17 protein-coding genes and 2 pseudogenes are annotated in these 21,784 nt (G+C 60.8%); 11 read left to right on the forward strand and 8 right to left on the reverse strand.

The window, feature by feature from the left end:
• The first annotated feature begins 10 nt into the window (after window positions 1-10).
• From ACGKZZ_RS12920 to ACGKZZ_RS12940, 5 genes and pseudogenes are all read left to right on the forward strand, one after another.
• Window positions 11-397 (forward strand): DUF302 domain-containing protein, encoded by a 387-nt coding sequence (locus ACGKZZ_RS12920; protein WP_411223993.1) that lies wholly within the window; start codon window positions 11-13, stop codon window positions 395-397.
• A gap of 1 nt (window position 398) precedes the next feature.
• Window positions 399-1,082: a TVP38/TMEM64 family protein gene (locus ACGKZZ_RS12925; protein WP_411223994.1), complete on the forward strand. Its 684-nt coding sequence runs from the start codon at window positions 399-401 to the stop codon at window positions 1,080-1,082.
• A gap of 69 nt (window positions 1,083-1,151) precedes the next feature.
• Window positions 1,152-3,485, forward strand: coding sequence for a heavy metal translocating P-type ATPase (locus ACGKZZ_RS12930; protein ID WP_411223995.1), 2,334 nt, complete (start codon window positions 1,152-1,154; stop codon window positions 3,483-3,485).
• 39 nt (window positions 3,486-3,524) lie between these two features.
• Window positions 3,525-4,003: pseudogene (locus ACGKZZ_RS12935) on the forward strand (DUF411 domain-containing protein).
• 38 nt (window positions 4,004-4,041) lie between these two features.
• A pseudogene (locus ACGKZZ_RS12940) lies at window positions 4,042-4,167 on the forward strand (GntR family transcriptional regulator); the annotation flags it as partial.
• An 11-nt stretch (window positions 4,168-4,178) separates the two neighbouring features.
• Here the strand turns inward: ACGKZZ_RS12940 and ACGKZZ_RS12945 are convergent.
• The 8 genes from ACGKZZ_RS12945 to ACGKZZ_RS12980 all read right to left on the reverse strand — a co-directional run bounded on the left by ACGKZZ_RS12945 (window position 4,179) and on the right by ACGKZZ_RS12980 (window position 15,236).
• Window positions 4,179-4,793 (reverse strand): 2-hydroxychromene-2-carboxylate isomerase, encoded by a 615-nt coding sequence (locus tag ACGKZZ_RS12945; protein WP_411223996.1) that lies wholly within the window; start codon window positions 4,791-4,793, stop codon window positions 4,179-4,181.
• A gap of 95 nt (window positions 4,794-4,888) precedes the next feature.
• Window positions 4,889-5,431 (reverse strand): hypothetical protein, encoded by a 543-nt coding sequence (locus ACGKZZ_RS12950; protein ID WP_411223997.1) that lies wholly within the window; start codon window positions 5,429-5,431, stop codon window positions 4,889-4,891.
• 169 nt (window positions 5,432-5,600) lie between these two features.
• Complete coding sequence (locus ACGKZZ_RS12955; protein ID WP_411223998.1) at window positions 5,601-7,448, reverse strand: acetyl-CoA hydrolase/transferase C-terminal domain-containing protein; 1,848 nt, start codon at window positions 7,446-7,448, stop codon at window positions 5,601-5,603.
• Window positions 7,441-9,513, reverse strand: coding sequence for a 3-hydroxyacyl-CoA dehydrogenase NAD-binding domain-containing protein (locus tag ACGKZZ_RS12960; protein ID WP_411223999.1), 2,073 nt, complete (start codon window positions 9,511-9,513; stop codon window positions 7,441-7,443). Before ACGKZZ_RS12960 ends, ACGKZZ_RS12955 begins: the two co-directional genes overlap by 8 nt.
• Window positions 9,513-10,808, reverse strand: coding sequence for an acetyl-CoA C-acetyltransferase (locus ACGKZZ_RS12965; RefSeq protein WP_411224000.1), 1,296 nt, complete (start codon window positions 10,806-10,808; stop codon window positions 9,513-9,515). The genes ACGKZZ_RS12960 and ACGKZZ_RS12965 overlap by 1 nt, the downstream gene beginning before the upstream one ends.
• Window positions 10,805-13,069 (reverse strand): acyl-CoA dehydrogenase, encoded by a 2,265-nt coding sequence (locus tag ACGKZZ_RS12970; RefSeq protein ID WP_411224001.1) that lies wholly within the window; start codon window positions 13,067-13,069, stop codon window positions 10,805-10,807. Before ACGKZZ_RS12970 ends, ACGKZZ_RS12965 begins: the two co-directional genes overlap by 4 nt.
• A gap of 245 nt (window positions 13,070-13,314) precedes the next feature.
• Window positions 13,315-14,175: a PRC-barrel domain-containing protein gene (locus tag ACGKZZ_RS12975; RefSeq protein ID WP_411224002.1), complete on the reverse strand. Its 861-nt coding sequence runs from the start codon at window positions 14,173-14,175 to the stop codon at window positions 13,315-13,317.
• Window positions 14,176-14,324: 149 nt separating this feature from the next.
• On the reverse strand, window positions 14,325-15,236 hold the full coding sequence (locus ACGKZZ_RS12980; protein ID WP_411224003.1) for a LysR family transcriptional regulator: 912 nt from the start codon (window positions 15,234-15,236) through the stop codon (window positions 14,325-14,327).
• A gap of 80 nt (window positions 15,237-15,316) precedes the next feature.
• Between ACGKZZ_RS12980 and ACGKZZ_RS12985 the strand changes: the two genes are divergently transcribed.
• The 6 genes from ACGKZZ_RS12985 (at window position 15,317) to ACGKZZ_RS13010 (ending at window position 21,774) form a co-directional block, all read left to right on the forward strand.
• Window positions 15,317-16,492, forward strand: a complete 1,176-nt coding sequence (locus ACGKZZ_RS12985) for a CaiB/BaiF CoA transferase family protein (protein ID WP_411224004.1) — start codon at window positions 15,317-15,319, stop codon at window positions 16,490-16,492.
• Window positions 16,489-17,625, forward strand: a complete 1,137-nt coding sequence (locus tag ACGKZZ_RS12990; RefSeq protein ID WP_411224005.1) for an acyl-CoA dehydrogenase family protein — start codon at window positions 16,489-16,491, stop codon at window positions 17,623-17,625. The genes ACGKZZ_RS12985 and ACGKZZ_RS12990 overlap by 4 nt, the downstream gene beginning before the upstream one ends.
• A 70-nt stretch (window positions 17,626-17,695) precedes the next feature.
• Entirely contained in the window at window positions 17,696-18,781 is a 1,086-nt protein-coding gene (locus ACGKZZ_RS12995) for a TRAP transporter substrate-binding protein (protein ID WP_411224006.1), read from the forward strand.
• A 53-nt stretch (window positions 18,782-18,834) separates the two neighbouring features.
• A complete protein-coding gene (locus ACGKZZ_RS13000; RefSeq protein WP_411224007.1) occupies window positions 18,835-19,344 on the forward strand; it encodes a TRAP transporter small permease subunit in 510 nt (169 codons plus the stop codon).
• Entirely contained in the window at window positions 19,341-20,891 is a 1,551-nt protein-coding gene (locus ACGKZZ_RS13005; RefSeq protein WP_411224008.1) for a TRAP transporter large permease, read from the forward strand. Before ACGKZZ_RS13000 ends, ACGKZZ_RS13005 begins: the two co-directional genes overlap by 4 nt.
• Before the next feature lie 46 nt (window positions 20,892-20,937).
• On the forward strand, window positions 20,938-21,774 hold the full coding sequence (locus tag ACGKZZ_RS13010) for a fumarylacetoacetate hydrolase family protein (protein WP_411224009.1): 837 nt from the start codon (window positions 20,938-20,940) through the stop codon (window positions 21,772-21,774).
• The last annotated feature ends 10 nt before the right edge of the window (window positions 21,775-21,784 follow it).

The raw sequence follows: 21,784 nt of genomic DNA on the forward strand, positions 1-21,784 counted from the left end.
GAACGTCTCAATGACATACACAATCAATCGAATGATTTCCTCTGCGGATATCGACGATGTCGATGTGCGCGCGCGCAAGGCACTGGCGGATCATGGCTTTGGCGTGCTGACCGAGATCGACGTCACCGCGACGATGAAAAAGAAGCTCGATGTCGAGATGCCGGCCTATCGCATCCTTGGCGCCTGCAACCCGGAGATGGCGCATCAGGCGATCGAAATTGAACCTCGGGTGGGCGCGATGCTGCCCTGCAACGTCATCTTGCGCCAGGTCGATGGCGGCGTTGAGGTCAGCGCTGTCGATCCCGTCGCCTCGATGCAGGCGATCGAGAACGCCGAACTGACAGCCGTGGCGGGCGAGGTCCGCGATCTTCTGGCGAAAGCCGTCGAGGCGATCTGAGATGAGCCTGCGCGCGACCATTCTGGCGAGCCTGGCGATCCTCGGGATCGGGGTGCTCGGGATCTGGCAGCTCGCGCCGTCGGTGTTCACCGAAGCACGCGGGCTGTTGGACGGCGCGCGCCTGGAAATGCTGGTCGCGCAAGCAGGTCTCTGGGGACCGGTGGTGATCGTCGCGCTCATGACCCTCGCGGTCGTGGCCAGCCCGATCCCGAGCGCGCCAATCGCGATGGCGGCCGGAGCGGCCTACGGACACCTCTGGGGGACGATGCTGGTCGTGATCGGCGCGGAACTCGGGGCACTGATCGCGTTTGCCCTTGCGCGGGTGCTGGGCCATGATGTCCTGCGGCGGGTCTTCGGTGACCGCGTCGATGCCGGGCTGTTCGGGTCTCAGAATGCATTGACGGCAACGGTATTCGCGAGCCGCCTGCTGCCCTTCGTGTCCTTCGACATGATCAGTTACGCGGCCGGGCTCAGCCGCCTGCACGCCTGGCGGTTCGCGGTTGCAACACTGGCCGGCATCATCCCGGCAAGCTTCCTGCTTGCGCATTTCGGCGGTGAGGCGGTCAGCGGAGACCTTGGCCGCGCGACGTGGGCTGTGCTCGGCCTCGGGCTCGTCACCGGGTTGCCGCTGCTTTGGGCGGCGATGCGTAGAAGGCCTGTGGAAAGCACTCACGACCAACAATGAGACAACGGTTGGAGCGTCCAAAGACGGGATGCGCCAAGCTGAAACAAGCGATCGAAAGGCTGGAAGACAATGGAGCATGATCATCATCACGGGGCATCCGACATTCCGGCAGGCACAGAGACAGCCAAGGATCCGGTCTGCGGCATGACGGTCTCTATTGAGGCCGACACGCGTCACGCGGAATTTCAGGACAAGACCTTCCATTTCTGTTCCGAGGGTTGCCAGACAAGGTTCAAGGCCGACCCCTGGTTCTACGCCTCGGGGCGAGCCGCAGGGCACAAGAAGGCGGCCCCTGCGGACGCCCAGTACACCTGCCCGATGCACCCCGAGATCATCCGCGATGAACCCGGAGACTGTCCGATCTGCGGCATGGCATTGGAGCCGATGCTGCCCTCGGACGAGCCGAGCGACGAGCTGACCGATTTCACCCGCCGGATGTGGGTGTCATCGGTCGCGGCTGTGCCGTTGATTGTTCTGGCAATGGGGGAAATGGTGGCCCTGCCGGTGCGGGACTGGATCGGGCACCGGACGGCGAGCTATCTGGAATTCCTGCTGGCAACACCGATCGTGCTCTGGGCGGCATGGCCCTTCTTCAAGCGCGGCTGGGAGTCGGTGCTGAACCGCTCGCCCAACATGTGGACCCTGATCAGCCTCGGTGTCGGTGCGGCCTATCTCTATTCGTTGGTCGCAACATTCCTGCCGGGCGTGTTTCCTGAACAATACCGAACGGGCGACAGCGTCGGCAACTATTTCGAGGCGGCGGTGGTGATCGTGACGCTGGTCTTTGTCGGCCAGGTGCTGGAGTTGCGCGCCCGCGAGCGCACGGGCGATGCGATCCGCGCGCTGCTGGACCTCGCACCCAAGACCGCGCGGCGCATCCTTCCCGATGGAACGGAATACGACGCGCCGCTGGAAAACATCATGGAGGGCGACCGGCTGCGGGTGCGCCCCGGCGATGCGGTGCCGGTGGATGGTGTGGTGATCGAGGGGCGATCCTCCCTCGACGAAAGCATGCTGACCGGCGAGTCGATGCCGGTGGAAAAGGGGCCGGGCGACGACGTGACCGGGGCGACGATCAACCACAACGGCAGCCTCGTGATCGAGGCCGGCAAGGTCGGTGCAGACACCGTGCTGGCGCAGATCGTGGCGATGGTATCGAACGCCCGCCGCTCGCGTGCGCCGATTCAAGGAATGGCCGACCGGGTGTCGGCCATCTTCGTGCCGACCGTGGTGGCGGTCTCGATCTTCGCGTTCGTCGTCTGGCTGATCTTCGGACCCGAACCGGCGCTGGTCTTCGCCATCGCCTCGGCGGTCTCGGTGTTGATCATCGCCTGCCCTTGCGCGCTTGGGCTGGCGACGCCGATCTCGATCACCACAGCGGCGGGGCGCGGCGCGCAGGCGGGCGTGCTGATCAAGGACGCCGAGGCGCTGGAGCGCATGGCGGGCGTCGATACGCTGATCGTCGACAAGACCGGCACACTGACCATGGGCAAGCCAAGGCTGACGGACACCATCGCGCTGGGAGACCTGCCCGAGACGGACCTGCTGTCGCTGGCCGCCGCACTGGAACGCGGATCCGAACACCCTCTTGCCGAGGCCATCGTCGATGGCGCCGAAGCGCAGGGTGCCGCCCGTCAGGAGGCGAGTGATTTCGAAGCCGTCACCGGCAAGGGCGTGCGTGGCAAGGTCGGCGGACGCAGCGTGTCGCTCGGCAATGCCGCGATGATGAAAGAGATGGCGCTGGATACCGCGCATGCCGAGGCGGGTGCCGACACCCTGCGCGCGCTCGGCAAGACGGCGATGTTTGTCGCGGTGGATGGGGCGCTTGTGGGGATCGTGGCGGTGGCCGACCCGATCAAGGAGTCGACGGCGCAGGCGATCGACGCGCTGCATGCCCAGGGGCTGCGCATCATCATGGCGACCGGCGACAACGAACGCACCGCGCAGGCGGTGGCAGACAAGCTCGGCATCGACGAGGTGCGCGCGGGCGTGTTGCCGGAAGACAAGAAGACGCTGATCGACCAACTGCGCGCCAAGGGCCGCAAGATCGCCATGGCGGGCGACGGGGTGAACGACGCCCCTGCCCTCGCCGCCGCCGATGTCGGTATCGCGATGGGCACCGGGGCCGACGTGGCAATGGAAAGCGCCGGGATCACGCTCTTGGGCGGTGATCTGATGGGTATCGTTCGGGCCCGCAAACTGGCCCGCGCCACGTTGCGCAACATCAAGCAGAACCTGTTCTTCGCCTTCGCCTACAACGCGCTCGGCGTGCCCATCGCGGCCGGGCTGCTCTACCCCGTCACCGGCCTTCTGCTCTCGCCGATGATCGCGGCGGCCGCGATGAGCCTGTCGTCCGTCTCGGTCATCAGCAATGCGCTAAGGCTGCGTCGGATTGATCTCTGACTCCACAGAAAAAATTTAAATCAGAAAGAGGAAAACCAGATGACCCAAGAAAATCTATCGCGCCGCATGATCCTGATCGGCGGGACTGCCATGCTGGCGGCAGCGCCACTGAAGGCGTTCGCGCAAGGCGCCGGTCCGGCGATCCACGTGATGAAGGACCCAACTGCGGCTGCTGCTCGGCCTGGATCGAGATCCTCGAGAACGACGGTTTCGCCGTCACGACCGAGCGCAGCCTCGGGACGCTTCTGATGCGCTACAAGCTCGACAACGGCATTCCGCAGGAGATGGTCTCCTGCCATACGGGTCGCATCGATGGCTACATGATCGAGGGCCATGTGCCTGCCGCCGACATTCGCCGTCTCCTGAAGGAACGCCCCGACGCGGTCGGCCTTGCAGTGCCTGGCATGCCTTACGGCTCGCCCGGCATGGGTCCGGAAAGCGAACGCGAAGCCTACGAGGTGTTCCTGATCCGGCGCGATGGATCGACCGAGGTGTTCACCAGCTACGCTGCCGCCTGACCACGACGTCGCAAGTCAGCTTCTGATCAGAGACGAGAATACAGGCGCGCAACAACGAGTTTGCCGAGGAAGAACGCCTGTCGTCCGAACGAAATCTTGCCGAGAGGCCGCAAGTCTCGCGCCTCTCGGTGCGCAAGGCGCTGATGAATCTCGAAACGCTGGGGCTTGTGCGCATTTATCCCCCGTTCGCCCAAAGCAGCGCGTCTTCAAGACGGTCGTCACCCCAAAAAACCTCACCGTCGACAACAAATGTGGGTGAGCCAAATACGCCCAGCCGCATCGCTTCTCGCGTATCTTGCGCTAAGGTCTCAACAATCCGTTCAGACTGAGCCGCGGCCATGACCCGACTGGCATCGCAGCCTATTGCCTCCAGGCTTCCAGAGATATTTGGTTCCTCTCCAGCCGGCTCGCCGCGTTCGAACCAGCGCTGATACGTGGCGCGGGTGTAGTCCGCGACCCACCCCTCCTCGAGCCCAAGCGTGGCGATCTGGTTGGCAAGCAAAAGGCCCGGTAACGGATATGGTGCGGGGATTTGTGGGGCCAGACCATAGCGGTCAGCGCGACGCTCGATGTCGCGCCACATATAGGCAGTCTTCACTGGCTTGTCCTTGAAGGGAATATTGTTCTGTTCGATCATCACGTGCCGCACGTTGAACGGACGCCATCGAAAATCAACAGCGTGAGATTTTGCCACATCAGGTAGCCGCATAACCGTCAGATAGCTGTAGGTGCTTCCAATCGAGTACCAAAAATCAATTTGCGCCATGTCGCCCCCAAGCTGGTTGATCATCCAACCGTGCCGACCGCAAACTCACATACCGAGCCATCCGTCCCCCCTTGTTGCAGATACGGAATTCACAAAAGAGACGATATGGACACTCACATTCAGACTGCCTCGTTCGAAAACCTTGCCCGTACCGCGTCGATATCGAGTTGGTGCTCAAGCAAGCCTTCAGGCTCCCATTCGCTCCTTTCCGCCTCAAAGAGGTCACCTCCGTAGACATGTAAGGCTGCTGTCAGTCGTGGTATCGGATTCGTAACAGAGTGAATGATCTCAGGCCCCATCGGACAGACGTCACCGGTCGAAAGCGCTTTCGCCCCGGCAGCCTCAATCAAGCCATCCGGATGATCTTTAACCCGACGCCAGAATATATTGTCCTCTCGACCTCCGTATATTCCGATCACTGCCCACATTTCGTGGTTATGTGGCGGTATGGTCGTCAATGGCTTCCAGGCCAGATTAATAATTGTCAGGTCACACGACTGGTAGAGAGGCGTTATCCCGGGCTCTTTTGGTTCTCCGAGAGCTTTCATCACGCCAGATGGATCAGCCAGGGCGCGCCGAACGACTTCTGCGGCTGACTTATGAGTTGGGTCTTTGTCGACTGCTTGGCGGCAATCGGCGATAAACGTATCAATGTCGAACATCGTGCTACCCCACGCCGGGCACTGTAGCACAGCTGAGGCAAAAAGTCTCTTGTTGGAAAAGTCACCGACGACCCAAGGCAGCCCATTCTGTGGCTATTGTTATCTGGATTGCATGGATAGGACATTCGACGCAATCGGGCGAATTCGGGGAATTCCGCCAGCATTGAGGTCAGGGTAAAGTGTGACCCGCCACCTTGCGCAACGCGCCGCGCAAGGCGCGCGCTTGAAGTGGTTCGCGCAGCTTTGGTGCGGCGTCAAAGCCCATGCGTAACATGGCCTTTTCTTCGTCAGGGTGTGGGTCGAGCCTGATCGACGCGAGCATAAGCCCCAGTAGTCCGCGCTTCGTTGATGCGGCGTTTCCAAGATGGGATAGCGCGGGGATCAAGACACGTTCAATCTCGTCGAAATCTGATCCCAGGGGAAAGTCGGGTAACAGATCGGCGCGAAATGGCGCGAGCCATTGTTGGACGGCGTGTGGCGTGTTGTTGGAATGCGCTTCGGGAATCTCGAAATCTGGCGCGATCTTTCCAGCCGTTTTGGCGGCCTGCAAGAGTTCGCTCTGAAAGCGGCTGTCGGCAATGGAGATCATGCGGGCGATCACCTCTTCGTCGGTACACCCGCGCAGATCCGCCGCACCGTATTCCGTAACGACGATGTCGCGCATGTGACGCGGGATGGTCGTCAGAGGCAGTTGCCACACGATGTTCGACGTGATTTTTCCGTGGCTTTCACGCGTGGCGGGTAACGTCAGCACAGCGCGCCCGTCTTTGAGCGCGAAAGCCTGCTCGAAAAAGTTGAACTGGCCGCCGACTCCGCTGACAACCTGACCGGGTTTGGCGGCGTCCGACATGATATCTCCCAGCACGCTGACCTGCATCGCGCCGTTCACGAACCGCGCTTTGACGCGAGCGGCGCGTTTGGATTGTTCGTTCCCGTAAAGCGCGTTGGTAAAGCTGACCGGCCTCATCTCGATCTTTGCGAGTTGGTCTCTGGGCATGTCGCGCAGGCGCGCATACATGTCACGCGTTTCGACGAAGAACCCTGCGTGAATGGCCGCTCCATCCACCTCGCGGCGGATAACACCGGCCTGAAACAGCGCAACCAGACCGCCCACCAGCATCTCTGTCACGGCGTATAGCCCCGTTTGAAACGAACCTGTCTCGTTTCCTAAAAGCGCAAACGGTGCGGCGCGCCAGATGTCGTCCAGCGCCTCTCGATCGCGCAACAGCAGCACATGCGCCACCGCATCACCGATGGCCCCGATTCCGATTTGCAACGTGCCTCCGTCAGCGACCAGTCGCGACACATGCAACCCGATGGCGTATTGCGCGTCCGACACCGGACGACGCACGGCGGAAAACAGCTCGAACTGGTGCGTAGGCTCCAGCATCATTGCGAACTCGCTTGCGTCCAAAGCGGCGGGTCCGTCCATGAATGGCAATGCGTCGTTCACCTCGGCAACCGCGATGAACTCCATCTCTCCCTTGCTGCGCATGTCGAACAGATCCGCAGAGATGTCGGTGTTGCAACTCATGCTCACGCGCGCGCCCTCGCGTGGGACTAGCTGCGACAGGACGTTGGGCTTTTGCGCGATCAGAACGTCGCGTGCGTAGGTGTAGTTGGCCGAAATGTAGTGCCGTTGGGCATAGGAATTGCCCAGCCATTCGCCTGCCTGAAAGAAGAACTCCGACACGTTGATGTTGTCTGGCAGGCCGTCGCCGCGAATGAGATCGGCATATAGCAATGCCGGATAGGCTCCGAACAGGCGATCCATCGCAGGCTCAAGAAACCGCGCCTCAATATCTGAACCCGGGTCGGGACGCAGAAGTGTCAGGGCGGTGAAAATCGACAGCGTCAGTTTCGGGTCATCCAACGCCGCACGCGTCAGCGCGTTAACCAGAGTGACCGGCTTGCCAAGCCCCAGAGGCAAAGCAAGCCGGACAGTGCCGCCGGTTCGCTGGAAAATTTCCGCCGCCATGAGATCGGGGTCGGTGTATGTTCGCGGCCTCTCAGCCAAGATCGCTCCAGCCGTCGTCGGGGGCGAAACGAGGCCCGTATTTGCCTTCCAGCTCTTTCAGACGCGAGACGATCTCCTCTATACCGCGCGCCTTTGCATAATGGAGCGGACCACCGCGAAACGGAGCCCAACCAGTGGCAAAGATCATGGCGGCATCCACTTGATCCGCGTCTTGGGCCACGCCCTTGCGCAACACTTCGACACAGGCGTCAAGCATGGGGAGGATCAACCGGTCGGTCAGATCCGCGGGCTCGTCGTGATCGCTTTCAGGGTGCGGCGTGCCCTCCCACCAGTCATAAAAGCCGCGACCGGTTTTTTTGCCCAACTCGCCTGACTCGACTTTGGACCGCAGCGTATCCGAGATCTCGGCCATCGGTTTATCCAGATTCTGCCGCAGCGATTCCGCGACATGCAATCCGATGTCGAGCCCGACTTGATCTGCGAGTGTAACCGGCCCCATCGGCATGCCGAAGCGCAGGGCAGCAAGGTCAATCACTTCCTTTGGAACGCCTTCCTCCATCAAGACCATCGCCTCCATCAGGTAGGGCGTCAGCGCACGGTTGACGACGAAACCGGGATAGTCGCTCACTTTGGCGGGCAGCTTTCCAATCTTGCCACAAAAGGCCGACAGCCGTTGCGCCGTATCTTTGCTGGTTTGATCACCTTCGATCACTTCGACCAGATCAATCTGCGACACCGGGTTGAAAAAGTGCAGCCCGGCAAAACACGCGGTATCGGGCGCGTGCGCGGCCAGTTCATTCACCGAAAGACTGGAGGTGTTGGTGGCAAGGATCGCACCGGATTTCATCCTGGTCTTGAGATCGGAATAGATTTTCTCCTTGATCTCGACCGTCTCGGGCGCCGCCTCGATCACGAGATCCGCCTGGGCCAGTCCATAGCCCTTCGGATCAGGCATCAGCCGGTCCAGTGCATCGCGGGTTTCCATCCGGTTCAGGTGCTTTTTGTCGCATATCTCGACGGCTTGTTTCACGGCACGGCCAAGGGGTTCGATTTGCACATCGCCAAGCGTGACAATCTTGCCATTGATCGCCGCCATTGTGGCAATCTCGGCACCCATCGCTCCGGCGCCGATCACGTGGACATGCGCTATCCCATCATCTCCGCGCGCGGCGTCCTTCAGTTTCTGTTGCAGGAAAAATACCCGTCGCAGGTTCTTGGAGGTTTCGGTCTTCAGCAGTTTGGCGAAACTCTCGATTTCTCCGCGCTGCATCGCATCGCGATCGCCGGCGTGCTCCTCCCACAGGTCAATGAGCGCATAGGGCGCCGGATAATGGCGCTCCGGTGCCTTCTTTTGCGTCTGACTGCGCATTTCCCGCGCCACAAAGCTGCGGGCCTGCTCGAAGCCGAGCGCTTGCGCCTTCAGCCCCTGTTTGTGTTGTTCAACCTCGCCATCGGCGACCGCACGCACGGCGGCCGCGACATGACGTTCCTCAACCACCAGATCGGCAATTCCCAGCGACTTGGCCCGCTTGGTATGGGCGGTCTTGCCCGTCAGCATCATGGTCATCGCTTCGGTCGGGTCGATGAGGCCCGGCAAGCGGAAGGTGCCGCCGAGACCGGGGTGAAGACCAAGCTGCACTTCGGGAAACCCGAACGATGCACCGTCAACGGCAATGCGATAATCGCACGCCAGCGCAAGTTCGAATCCCGCACCGAGCGCCGCGCCATGCACCACGCATATCGTTGGGCAATTCAGCGCCTCGATCCGGTCAAGCACGGCGTGACCCTGCTTTAGCAGGTCCACCGCGCCACTGTCGGACATGGCATCGAAACTGGTGATATCGGCTCCCGCGGCAAAGCCCTTCGGTTTGGCGGACCGGATGACCAAAGCCTTGGGAAGATCGGCCACCGCAGTCGACACAAGTTCGTCAAGTTCCCGGATCACGTCTTCCGAGATCGTATTCATGCCAGAGTCGGTTTTATCGAGGACCAACCACAAGATACCATCGCCATCACGTCCGCTACGCCAATTGCCGTCGGTCTTTTCGACCGGACCAAGCTCAAGCATCGCGTCGTTCAGATATTCCAATACCCGTCCCGTCATCACACCGCCTCCAGCAACATTGCTCCACCAAGACCACCACCGATACACTCAGTGGCGATCCCCCGTTTTGCGCCGCGCTCCTTCATCGCGTTGGCAAGGTGGAGCACGATCCGGTTGCCGCTGGTGCCGACCGGATGACCCAAGGATATCGCGCCGCCATCCACATTCAGGCGGTCGCGGTCGATCCGTCCGAATGCGCCATCGAGACCAAGGACCTCCTGACAGAAATCCGCGTCGTTCCACGCAGCAAGGCACGACAACACTTGCGCTGCGAACGCTTCGTTCAGCTCCCAAAGATCAATGTCGTTGACCCCGAGATTGTTGCGCTGCGCCATTGGCGTGACGGACATGACCGGCCCCAGCCCCATGATGGCGGGATCAAGCCCAGCCCATTCGCTATCGGTGATTTCGGCCAGCGGCGTCAGCCCGTGTTCTTCGACCGCCCTCTCGGACGCGAGTATGCACCAGCTTGCACCATCGGTGATCTGGCTCGAATTTCCTGCTGTGACTTTGCCATATGGAGGTTCGAACACCGGTTTAGGCTTGGCGAGGCCGTCCATATCGCTGTCGGGCCGAACGCCGTCGTCACGTTCATAGACCGTGCCATCGCGCGCGATGGCGGGCATCACCTCGTCGTCGAGCGTGCCATCCTCCTGCGCCTTGGCCAGCCGGTGGTGGCTCTCCATTGCATAAGCGTCGGCGGTACGCCGGTCGATGTCAAAGCGATGCGCCAGCACCTCGGCGGTCTGACCCATGCTCAGTTCGGTAATGGGATCCGTCAGACCGCGCTCCAGCCCGACAACCGGCTTGAAGAACTCCGGTCGGATCCCAGCCATCAGTTTGGCCTGCGCCAGCGGCCCCTTGGCGTTGTTCATCTGACCGAACCATTCGACAGCGGATTGGCGCAACGTCAGCGGCGCATGGCTCAGCGCCTCGGCGCCACCGGCGAGGATCATTTGATGCGATCCGGACCGGATATAGCGATAGGCGGTGTCAATGCTCTGCATTCCCGAGCCGCAGTTGATCTGGACCGAGAACGCCACCATCGACTCCGGCATGCCCAAGCGCAACGCTGCAACCCGCGCCGGGTTCATCTCGTCAGCAATGACGTTGACGCAGCCGAGGATGACCAGATCGAAAGCCGATCTGTCAAAACTCTGACGCGCGAGCAAGGGTCGCCCCGCCTGAACCGCCAGATCGACAGGCGTGAACGGTCCGGGCTTGCCCTGCGCCTTAAGAAACGGCGTGCGCGCACCATCAACGAGGAACACGCGCTGGTTCATGGCATCGGTCATTCCGCGGCCTCCTTCGGGTCGGTTTCATAGGATGTGCGGTCATGCAGCGTGTAGTTCGGAAAATAGCCGAGAAGCTCGTCCTGCTCGTAGTCGTCAACCGCCACGACCTCAGCGACAAGCTCGTTCATCTTCTTGATGTCGCGCCATTCCGCGTCGCTCAGGATACCGGCTTCGCGCGCGTCATCCGGCGTTTTGCGGGCCTCCCGAAGCCGCTTCATGACCGGCGCCATTTCGACCACCTTGGCATAACATTCCTTGAGCACCATCACCCCGTCGCGATTGCAGCCATCGGCCAGCCGCCCGGTGATCCGGTCGCGCGTCGGTGAGGGCTCGTAAATCAGATCGCTACATTCCTCTGTGAGTTCGTCACTCGGTGCGGGTTGCACGTCACCCGGCCAGGTGAAAAACCGCAGCACCCAGGCGGCGGGGCGATTGGGCATATTGGCGATCACGTTGTTGAGCGAGGACTGAATGCGCGTAAACGCATCCTGCGCCGCGTATTCCAGCACTGGCAGGTCGGCGCGTTGCCTCCCTTCGTCGTCCCAGCGCTTCAGCGCAGCCGACAGAATGTACATTTCGGACAGGATGTCGCCCATCCGGCCGGAAATCATCTCCTTTCGCTTGAGCGCGCCGCCCAGCGTGAGGAACAGGAAATCCGCCGTCAGCGCATAAGCTGCGGCCCAGCGAGAAATCTGCCGGTAGATCGGCGTTGCCTTGCCCGCATCGGGTGCGGGCGCGAACCGGCCGCCGGTGATGGCGCGGCCCCAGGAGCGGAACAGGGTTTTCGTCGCATGGCCAAAATGCGCCCAGAACGATTTATCGAACATCTCCAGTGATTTCTGCGGATCTTCTTCCTGCAGAGCCAGCATGTTGTCGAGCATGTGGGGATGCGCTCGGATCGAACCTTGCCCGAAGATGATGAGCGAACGCGTGACGATGTTGGCCCCTTCAACCGTGATCCCGATGGGCACGGCGCGGTAGAGCGGCAGGAGGTAGTTCGACGGGCCGTCGATCACCGCCTTGCCGGAATGTACGTCCATTGCATCGTTCAACGCCTCGCGCATCCGGTAAGTCGCGTGCGCTTTCATGATCGCGGAAATCACGCTCAGCGCGCGGCCCTCGTCCAGCCCGGCACAGGTCAGATGGCGCGCGGCATCCATCACATAGGCATCGGCCGCAAGCCGCCCCATGCGCGCCTGAACGCCGCCGAACTTGCCGATCGGCAGATTGAATTGCTGACGGATGCGCGCATAGGCACCCGTTGTATGCGCCGAGAGCGCAATCGCCGCGCATCCCATCGAGGGCAGGGAAATCCCCCGTCCTGCGGCCAGCGCAGACATCAGCATCATCCATCCGCGTCCGGCGTAGTCCGGCCCACCGATGATATGATCGAGCGGGATGAACACATCCTTGCCGGTGGTCGGCCCGTTCATGAACATGGTTGAAGACGGCAGATGCCGCCGTCCTGTCTCTACCCCGTCCAAATCGGTCGGCACCAACGCGCATGTGATGCCGATATCTTGCTGATCCCCCAATAGCCCGTCGGGATCGCGCAGCTTGAACGCCAGCCCAAGGACGGTACAGAGCGGCGACAAGGTGATATAGCGTTTCGCCCAATTGAGGCGGATGCCCAGCACCTCCTCGCCTTTCCACTGGCCCTTGCAGACCACGCCATCATCCACCATCGCGCCGGCATCCGATCCGGCCTCGGCGCTGGTGAGACCGAAGGCGGGTAATTCGTCCCCCTCGGCCAGACGCGGCAGCCAGTAATCTTTCTGCTCGTCGGTACCGAACTGGTGCAGCAATTCCCCCGGTCCAAGGGAGTTGGGCACCATCACTGTCACCGCCGTGGCGACGGAACGCGTGGAGATGTAGCGGACAATCTCGGAATGGGCGAAGGCGGAAAACCCGAGTCCGCCATAGGACTTGGGGATGATCATCCCGAAGAATTTCTTGTCGCGCAGGAATTTCCACACCTCGGGCGGCAGATCGCCGTCTTCGTGGTTGATCTTCCAATCATCGACCATGCCGCACAATTCCTTGCACGGTCCATCGAAGAATGCCTGTTCCTCGGAGTTCATGCGCGGTGCCTTGACATCGCGCAGCTTGGACCAGTCGGGATTGCCCGAGAACAGCTCGGCTTCCCACCAGACCTCACCGGCATTCAGTGCCTCGCTCTCGGTCGAGGACAGCGCCGGCAGCGCGCCCTTGGCCCATTTGTGGATGGGTTTTGTCAGATATCTTGTGCGGAAGTTTGTCATGAGATCCCCCTGATCCAGATAACCCGCCAGCCGTGTCTTAGGTTCCCTTCGACTTCAAGAGATTAACCAGTCTAACACGTAAGCGCGTGTTCGGTCGAGATGGGTCATGTTGGAAAAGAGTACGACTCAAAACAGGAAGGCATTAAATTCATATTCTGTTAATTGCCGAATTTAAAAATTATCATATTTACAATGCAAAAAATTGAAAATGGGCCACCGAAACGATGGCCCATTTTATTTGCCTATCAGTCTTGGTATTCAGGTTGTGCTTCCAGAGCTTCCTGAGTGCTGTCGATATAGACGCGAATGTCATCACCCGCATCAGTCCGCACGATCTGGAGTTCGTCCAGCGTCACGGCGATTTGATGCTCGCCCATTCCGAGAAAGCCGCCGATGTCCAGAATGGCACGGTCAATCGTTCCATCATCGTTCAGCAGCAATTCCGAAACTTCGCCAACGTCTTCGTCATTTACACCGTAAACGCGCGCGCCGGTCAGGTTTTCCGTGGTCAGCGTGTCACGCTCGGCCAGGGAATAGCCTTCACGCTCGACGGCCGGAGGCGCCATCATGGGACGATCGTTCATGTCCGTCGTCACGGTATCGACGTTAACGTCATTGGCGTCCATGTCATTGGCTTCGGTGGTAAGCGTGTTCGTCTCCATGGCTTGCATGTCCCGGTCATACTCATACGCGGGAGCCTCTTCGAGACCGGCCGCATTGGCGTTCAAGACCAGAAAGAACTCGCCTGCTTCACCGTCTTCGGAGATGAACTTCAGCTGCGACATGTCGACTGCGACATCCTTTTCGCCCATCCCGAGGAAGCCGCCAACTCCGACGATCACCGATCGGACAGTGCCATCGCGGGTCAGAACGATTTCGTTGATTTCACCGATATCGTCCCAATCCTTTTCACCGTCAGCGGCAACAGTCGTTTCATTGTTCAATTCGGCTTCGGTTGCATATACACGCATGCCAATCATTTCGGATGCGTTGAGGTTTACCGCCTCGTCGAAGGACATCTCGATAAACGCGCCAGTGTGATTGGCCGCATATGCGGATGTACTCAGGATAAGGGCGGTTGCGGTTGTTGTCAGAAAGTGTTTCATGATCTCTCCATCTGTTGATCGTTCTTACTGTCATCTGAACATCCGCTGATGTTGAATAGTTCCCGACCGGAAGAGGTGTTTGAAAATAATTGGCGTTTTTCCGCTGGCCGGAAAAAACGGTGAAAAGAAACGGCTTGCCTGACAGCGTATCAAACCTTGCCATCGGAAACGGATTTGAACATCTCAATGGCATAATCGCAAAACGCGTCGGTTGCCCGTGATCCCCGCAGCTGTCTGATCCGCGCCAGCGCGATGCGGTGCGGGGCAAGGTCGCCTGAAAGGGGCATGTGAACCACCGGTTGAGTGTCATACGCGGTGTCATGCGGAATATCGGTCGCCAACAATCCGACGCCCATGCCGTTCGCTACCATCGCCCGCAACATCTCGACCGAGCCGGTTTCAAAAGCGATGCGGGGCGTGATGCCATGCATCTGGGCCAGAGTGAGAAAATACCCTCGGCTGTGCGGAAGATTGACCAGAATAAGCGGATCTTCCAGCAATTCGGCCATGCTGATGGAGTGGCGATCTGTCAGATGATGGTGTCCAGGCAAAACCCCATAGGGCCGCACGTCGGCAAGCGGCGTGACGTCAAGCGATGAGGGCAAACCGAAGTCGTAAATCAGCGCAACGTCGATCTGTCCACTTTCCAACCACCCGGTGAGTGTTTCAATGTCCCCTTCCCGCAGGTGGACGCGTGCCGACGCATTGGTCCGTTCGAACTCGCGCACCAACCGGGGTGCGTATCGCGGTCCAAGGGTGGAAAACACGCCGAGAGTGACGACTTCGGGCGCGTCGTCGCCAGCCCCCAGAATGGTCTGCGCCTGTCTGCGCAAGGTGCGAAACTCGCCGAGTTTGCGCTGCCCGAATGCGGTGAGCGCAACCCCCTGCCCTGCGGTGCGGACAAACAGGGGGCGGCCGAGATGCGTCTCGACCTTGCTGAGTGCCAGGGATACCGAGGGCTGCGAGACGTTGAGAAACCGTGCCGCCGACGCGGTGCTCCCGGTATCTGCCGTGGCGATGACGTAATCGATTTGCCGCAATGTGATGGGTATAGGGACCATCTATTTACCTATCAGTTATCTTTATTTCTACTTATATGCAGATTTGCGGTATCTCCAAGTCATTCCAGTTGGAGACCGCCATGACCGCTGAAACGCAACCTTCGTCAAAAAAGCCGCTGTCCGGTGTGCGCATCCTGGACTTCACCCGCGTTCTGGCCGGCCCTTACTGCACTGCCTTGATGGCGGATCTGGGGGCGGATGTGATCAAGGTGGAAAGCGCGCAAGGCGACGATTACCGCCACATCGGCCCGTTCCGGGATGGCGAGAGCCTGCTGTTTCAAACGGTGAATCGTGGCAAGCGCTCTGTCGTTCTCGATCTGAAATCCGAGCAGGGTCGCGACACCGTCAAAGCGCTCTTGCGTGAGACCGATGTCTTGGTCGAAAACTTTCGCCCCGGAGTCATGGACAAGCTTGGCCTTGGCGTTGATGCCATGCGCGCGGCGTTTCCAGCACTGGTCTATGTCTCGGTTTCCGGCTTCGGGCAGACCGGTCCGAACGCGAAGAAACCGGCCTATGACATTATCATTCAGGCCATGAGCGGACTGATGGACGCCACCGGCAACCCCGACGAAGCTCCGACCATGGTGGGAGAGGCGCTGGCTGATGTGGCGGGCGGGTTGTTTGCGGCTTGGGGCACGATGGTCGCTTTGTTCGATCGCACGCGCACTGGACAGGGCCGCCACGTCGATGTCGGATTGTTTGACGCGCTGACCTCCATGATGCCGGTTCTGGCCTGCCGCACGCTGATGGGGGGCGAGGAACCGACACGCACCGGCAACCGCCACCCCCTGTCCGCGCCGTTCGGCACTTACCCTGCGAAGGACGGCCATTTTGCTGTCGCAGTTCTCAACGATCGCCTGTTCTCCACCTTCTGCGATGTGATCGGCCAGCCCGAACTCGCCCAGGATTCGCGCTTTACCTCAGACAGTCAGCGCCGCAGCAACGAACCGGCGCTGGCCGAATGTATCGAACGGTGGGCCAAGGCCCGCAATGTTGAGGATGTGGTGGCGCTGCTTTCGGGGGCAGGAATTCCTGCTGCCGAAATCCAGTCCGTTGCTCAGGCATGGGCGTCCGAGCAGACCAGAGCGCGAGCGCTTTATTCCGAAGTCAGCCATCCCGAACTTGGCCAGCTTCGCATCCCCGAACAGCCCGTTCACTTCAGCAACACTCAACGCGGCGCCCGCCGGGCCGCGCCCGCCCTCAATGCCGATGCCGCCGACATTTTCGCCTCGCTAGCCACAGGAGACCGCGCATGACCTATCCGATGTCTGACGACGAACGCGCCATCACCGACCAGATCGAACGCTTTTCCGCCGAGGTGCTGGCCCCCAAGGCAGCTCACATCGACGAAACCGCAACATTCGCGACACTGCATCTGCCCGCAATGGCCGAACTGGGGCTGATGGGCATGAACCTGCCTGAAGACATGGGCGGGCTCGGCCTCTCGGGCCCTGCGCTCTACGCCGCAGTGGAAGCAATCGCCGGCGCGTGCGGCTCCACCGCCTCGATGCTGACGGCGCATTTTCTGGCAACCGATTCCCTTTTGATCGGCGCAGACGAGAGCCTTGCGCGGCGCATCCTACCGGACGCTGCTGCGGGCAAGACCCTTGGCGCCTTTGCACTGACCGAACCGCAGGCTGGCTCGAACCCCGCCGACATGTCGACCTATGCGGTGCGCGAAGGCGACGGATACCGGATCAAGGGATCGAAGTGTTTCATTTCGAACGCGGGTGCGGCCGATTTCATCGTCGTCTACGCCAAGACGGACCGCGATGCCGGTGCGCGCGGTGTCAGCGCGTTTCTGGTCGAGCCGAACACCACAGAGGGTGTCGATATCGCGCCGAACGAGCGCACAATGGGCCTGAAAGGCGGGCATGTCTTTGGCATCACGTTCGATTGCGTGATCTCGGCGTCCAACCGCATCGGCGAGGAAGGCACCGGATTTCGCACCGCGATGAAGGTGCTGGACAACGGCCGCATCGAGGTCGCCGCGCAGGCCACCGGAATTGCTGCCGCCGCGCAGGCCGCCGCGATCACCTATGCCAAGGAGCGCAAGGTCGGCGGTCATCCGATCGCCGATTTCCAAGGCCTGCAATTCATGCTTGCCGACAACGCAACCGAGCTGGCCGCCGCCCGAGCCCTGGCGATGCAGGCGGCAACCTTGCGCGGAACCGGGGTGCGCTATTCCAGTGAATCCGCCTTCGCCAAACTCTATGCCTCGGAGGCCGCGTGGAGGATCGCGGACCGGGCGCTGCAGATTCACGGCGGGTACGGGTACACCCGCGATTTCCCGCTGGAGCGGTATCTGCGCGACCTGCGGATTCTCCGAATTTACGAGGGATCGTCGGAAATTCAACGTACGATCATCGCACGGGGATTGCTGGCCTGACGTGACAGGCTTATCAACGATCGCAAGGACGGGGGCACGCCCGGCCACGAAATCAACGAGGAGGAACACCATGGAACGACGTACATTCATCAAGGCGGGTGCAATCGGCACCGCAGCCGCAGCACTGGCGAGCCCCGCAATCGCGCAGGACAAACGCCAGTGGAAGATGGTCACCGCATGGCCCAAGAACCTGCCCGGACCGGGCGTCGCCGCGCAAAGCCTGGCCGACCGGATCACCACCCTGTCGGGCGGACGCATCGAGGTGAAACTCTACGCATCTGGCGAACTGGTCCCAGGACCGGGTGTCTTTGATGCGGTGAGTGAAGGCACAGCAGAACTCTACCACGCCGTCCCCGCCTACTGGGGTTCCAAATCCAAGGGCATCCTGCTGTTCGGCTCGCAACCCTTTGGCCTGCGCGCGGATGAACAATTCGGCTGGCTCATGCATGGCGGCGGTCAGGAACTCTATGACGAGATGTATGGCCGTTTCGGCATCAAGCCGTTCCTCTGCGGCAACTCCGGCCCGCAATGGGGCGGCTGGTTCCGCGACGAGATCAACTCGGCCCAAGATCTCAAGGGGATGAAGTTCCGCACCACCGGCCTCGCCTCGGAGATGATGTCCAAGATGGGCGTCGCCGCGCAGGCGATGAGCGGCCCCGACATGTTTCAGGGCCTGCAAACCGGCGCGCTGGATGCGGGTGAGTTCATCGGACCGTGGACGGATTCGGCTCTGGGATTCTATCAGGTCGCCAAGAACTACTACTGGCCGGGAGTCGGTGAGCCGTCATCGGCCGAGGAGTGCGGCGTGAATGGCGACGTCTATGCCGAATTGCCCGACGATCTGAAACAGGCGGTCAGCTTTGCCTGCGAAAGCCTCTACAATCCGGTCTGGACGGAATACACGACCAAGCACGCGATCTCGCTGCAATCCATGGTCAACGAGCAAGGCGTCATCGTCAAGAAATTCCCCGATGACGTGATCTCGGAAATGGGCAAGGCGGCGGGCGAAGTGATCGACGAGCTGCGTCAGGACGAGGACGAACTGGTCAAGCGGATCACCGAAAGCTTTGTGTCCTACCGCGACAGCGTCGGCGGCTACATGACCTATGCCGACAACGGCCAGATGAACGCCCGCGCGCAGGTGTTGGGCTACTGATCGAAACGGCGCGCGGCATCGACCGCGCGCCCTATCTTACACCGGAGACGCCGATGAAGCGCATCGCGGCAGGGATCGACCGCATCAACACGAGCGTCGCGCATGTGGTGCGGTGGCTGGCGCTGTTGATGGTTCTGATCCAGTTCGTCATCGTCCTTGGCCGCTATGTTTTCGGGGTCAACTCCATCGCCGCGCAGGAAAGCGTGCTGTATCTCCATGCCACACTGTTCATGTTGGGCGCCGGGTACACGCTGTTGGTGGACAAACACGTCCGCGTCGATGTGTTCTATTCCAAGGCAAGCGCACAAACACAGCGGCGGATCGACATATTCGGCCACATCTTCCTGTTGCTGCCGTCAATGGCCGCGCTGCTTTACTGGTCGTGGCCCTCGGTGCGCAATTCCTGGGCCATCCTCGAAGGACCGATCTCGGTCGGCGGGATCGAGGCTGTCTTTCTGATGAAATCCCTCATCCCGCTCTTCTGCATTCTGGTCATGCTGCAATCGCTGTCTCTGCTGGTGGGCCTGATCTCCAACCCGGCTGAGGACAAGGCACACACATGACCGAATATCTTGACGTCATCATGTTCGCCGCTCTGATGGTGGCGATCCTGTCGGGTTTTCCCGTCTCGTTCAGCATCGCCGGCATCGGCATCGCCTTTGCATATCTCGGCTGGGCGCTTGGCGTGATGGACATTACCCTGCTGGGCGCGATGGGCCAACGGGTGTTTGGCCTGCTCAGCAACCAGGTGCTGATCGCGATCCCGCTGTTCGTGCTGATGGGTGCGTTGCTTGAGAAAAGCCGCATTGCCGAAGATCTGCTGGACACGATGGGCCGCCTGTTCGGCCAGGTGCGCGGCGGGCTTGGGATTTCCGTCGTCCTTGTCGGCGCACTTCTCGCTGCCTCGACCGGCATCGTCGGGGCGACCGTGGTCGCGATGGGCATGATCGCCCTGCCCACCATGCTGCGCGCCGGATACGATCCACGCGTCGCGTCGGGCATCGTCTGCACTGCCGGCACGTTGGGCCAGATCATCCCGCCCTCGACATTGCTCATCATCTTGGCAGATGTCATGTCGAACGCCTACCAGCAGGCGCAGTACGAACAGGGCAAGTTCTCGGTCGAAGCGCTGTCCGTCGGTCAGTTCTTCGCCGCAGCGATCCTACCCGGCTTGCTGCTTGTCTGCCTGTATCTGATCTACATCCTCGCGCGGGGCGTGCTGCGCCCCGCTGACATGCCGCCTGCCCCGCCCGGATTGGCCAAGCCCGACCGCGCCGAGGTTATTCGCGCGGTCATTCCCCCCATTCTTTTGATCTTTGCCGTGCTCGGCGCGATCTTGGGCGGCATTGCCACTCCGACCGAAGCCGCGTCGGTCGGCGCAGTTGGCGCATTGCTCATGGCGGGCGTCCGCTTTGGCATGAACCGCAAGATGATCCTTCTGGGCGCTGTCGCTCTGGTCGCGTTGGGCATTCTGGCGGGATTGTTCCCCGTGCGCCTGCAACGTGACGACCTCGGGCTCGGCTCTTATTTGGCCGGTGCGGGGTACATCATGCTGGCCATCGGTGGCATCGTCGCCGTTGTTCTGGCGCTGAAATCCGCGATCCGGGGCCGGATCATTCAGGACGCGCTCAACTCGACCTTGACGATGACTGCCATGATCTTTGCCACCATCCTGTCGGCGGGCATCTTTTCGCTGGTGTTCATCGGCTTGGGTGGCGAAGAGCGCGTCGCGCGCCTGCTCGAAGATATGCCGGGCGGTGCCACCGGCGCGCTGATCTTCAGCATGATCTTCATCTTTATCCTGGGTTTTTTCCTCGATTTCGTCGAGATCTCGGTGATCCTGCTGCCTCTGGTCACACCGACACTGATCGTCATGGGGCACGACCCGATTTGGTTGGGCGTCCTCATCGCAATCAACCTGCAAACCAGCTTTCTCACGCCACCGTTCGGCTTTTCGCTGTTTTACCTGCGCGGTGCCGCGCCGCCCGAGATCACAACGGGCCATATCTATGCCGGTGTCGTGCCATTCATCGGGCTACAGATCGTTGGCGTCGTGCTGATCTGGATCTTCCCCGCATTGGCAATCTGGCTGCCGCGTGCAATTTTCTAGATGTTGAAAGCGGCCTTGCCGTCGGCGAATAGATTGGGAAAGTGACATGAAACTGGCTCGTTACGGAAAACGCGGTGCAGAACGCCCGGCGATGATTGATGCGGAGGGGCGACTGCGCGACTTGTCGGACACCATCGACGATCTGAGCGGAGAGGTTCTGGCCAATCTCGACCGCCTTGCCGAGATCAATCCCGCCGACCTTCCGTTGGTCAATGGCACGCCCCGTCTGGGGGCTTGCGTCGGGCACGTCGGGAAATTCATGGGCATCGGTCTGAATTACGCCGATCATGCCGCAGAGTCCGGCATGGAGGTGCCGTCCGAGCCGATCCTGTTCATGAAGGCGTCATCAGCCGTCTGTGGTCCGAACGACCCCATCATCCTGCCACGCGGTTCGGTCAAGACGGATTGGGAAGTGGAACTGGGCGTCGTCATCGGCAAGCCCGCGAAATACATTTCTGAACAGCAGGCCATGGCGCATGTCGCCGGATATTGCGTCATCAACGATGTCAGCGAACGCGCGCTTCAAACCGAACGTCAGGGGCAATGGACCAAGGGCAAATCCTGCGACACTTTCGGACCCATCGGACCGTGGCTTGTGACCCCGGACGAGGTGGACGATCCGCAAAACCTCGCCATGTGGCTCGACGTCAACAGCGAGCGTATGCAGGACGGCTCCACGACAACGATGGTTTATGGCGTTGCGTATCTGGTCAGCTATCTCAGCAACCTGTTCACCCTCGAACCGGGCGATGTCATCGCCACAGGCACCCCGCCCGGTGTCGGTATGGGAAAGAAACCGGCGCGTTATCTCAGGGCGGGTGATGTGGTCGAGCTTGGGATCGACGGTCTTGGGCAGCAAAGACAGGACGTGATCGCCGACTGATTATCACCGG

The organism is Marivita sp. S2033 (assembly GCF_046592965.1).
Classification (GTDB): Bacteria; Pseudomonadota; Alphaproteobacteria; order Rhodobacterales; family Rhodobacteraceae; genus Marivita.

Excerpts from the sequence above, each read along its gene's own strand:
- ACGKZZ_RS12975 (WP_411224002.1), bottom strand. The coding sequence starts at position 14,175 with ATGAAACACTTTCTGACAACAACCGCAACCGCCCTTATCCTGAGTACA.
- ACGKZZ_RS12920 (WP_411223993.1), top strand. The coding sequence starts at position 11 with ATGACATACACAATCAATCGAATGATTTCCTCTGCGGATATCGACGAT.
- ACGKZZ_RS12990 (WP_411224005.1), top strand. The coding sequence starts at position 16,489 with ATGACCTATCCGATGTCTGACGACGAACGCGCCATCACCGACCAGATC.
- ACGKZZ_RS12925 (WP_411223994.1), top strand. The coding sequence starts at position 399 with ATGAGCCTGCGCGCGACCATTCTGGCGAGCCTGGCGATCCTCGGGATC.
- ACGKZZ_RS12960 (WP_411223999.1), bottom strand. The coding sequence starts at position 9,513 with ATGACGGGACGGGTATTGGAATATCTGAACGACGCGATGCTTGAGCTT.
- ACGKZZ_RS12970 (WP_411224001.1), bottom strand. The coding sequence starts at position 13,069 with ATGACAAACTTCCGCACAAGATATCTGACAAAACCCATCCACAAATGG.
- ACGKZZ_RS13010 (WP_411224009.1), top strand. The coding sequence starts at position 20,938 with ATGAAACTGGCTCGTTACGGAAAACGCGGTGCAGAACGCCCGGCGATG.
- ACGKZZ_RS12980 (WP_411224003.1), bottom strand. The coding sequence starts at position 15,236 with ATGGTCCCTATACCCATCACATTGCGGCAAATCGATTACGTCATCGCC.
- ACGKZZ_RS13005 (WP_411224008.1), top strand. The coding sequence starts at position 19,341 with ATGACCGAATATCTTGACGTCATCATGTTCGCCGCTCTGATGGTGGCG.
- ACGKZZ_RS13000 (WP_411224007.1), top strand. The coding sequence starts at position 18,835 with ATGAAGCGCATCGCGGCAGGGATCGACCGCATCAACACGAGCGTCGCG.
- ACGKZZ_RS12945 (WP_411223996.1), bottom strand. The coding sequence starts at position 4,793 with ATGATCAACCAGCTTGGGGGCGACATGGCGCAAATTGATTTTTGGTAC.
- ACGKZZ_RS12965 (WP_411224000.1), bottom strand. The coding sequence starts at position 10,808 with ATGACCGATGCCATGAACCAGCGCGTGTTCCTCGTTGATGGTGCGCGC.
- ACGKZZ_RS12985 (WP_411224004.1), top strand. The coding sequence starts at position 15,317 with ATGACCGCTGAAACGCAACCTTCGTCAAAAAAGCCGCTGTCCGGTGTG.
- ACGKZZ_RS12950 (WP_411223997.1), bottom strand. The coding sequence starts at position 5,431 with ATGTTCGACATTGATACGTTTATCGCCGATTGCCGCCAAGCAGTCGAC.
- ACGKZZ_RS12995 (WP_411224006.1), top strand. The coding sequence starts at position 17,696 with ATGGAACGACGTACATTCATCAAGGCGGGTGCAATCGGCACCGCAGCC.
- ACGKZZ_RS12930 (WP_411223995.1), top strand. The coding sequence starts at position 1,152 with ATGGAGCATGATCATCATCACGGGGCATCCGACATTCCGGCAGGCACA.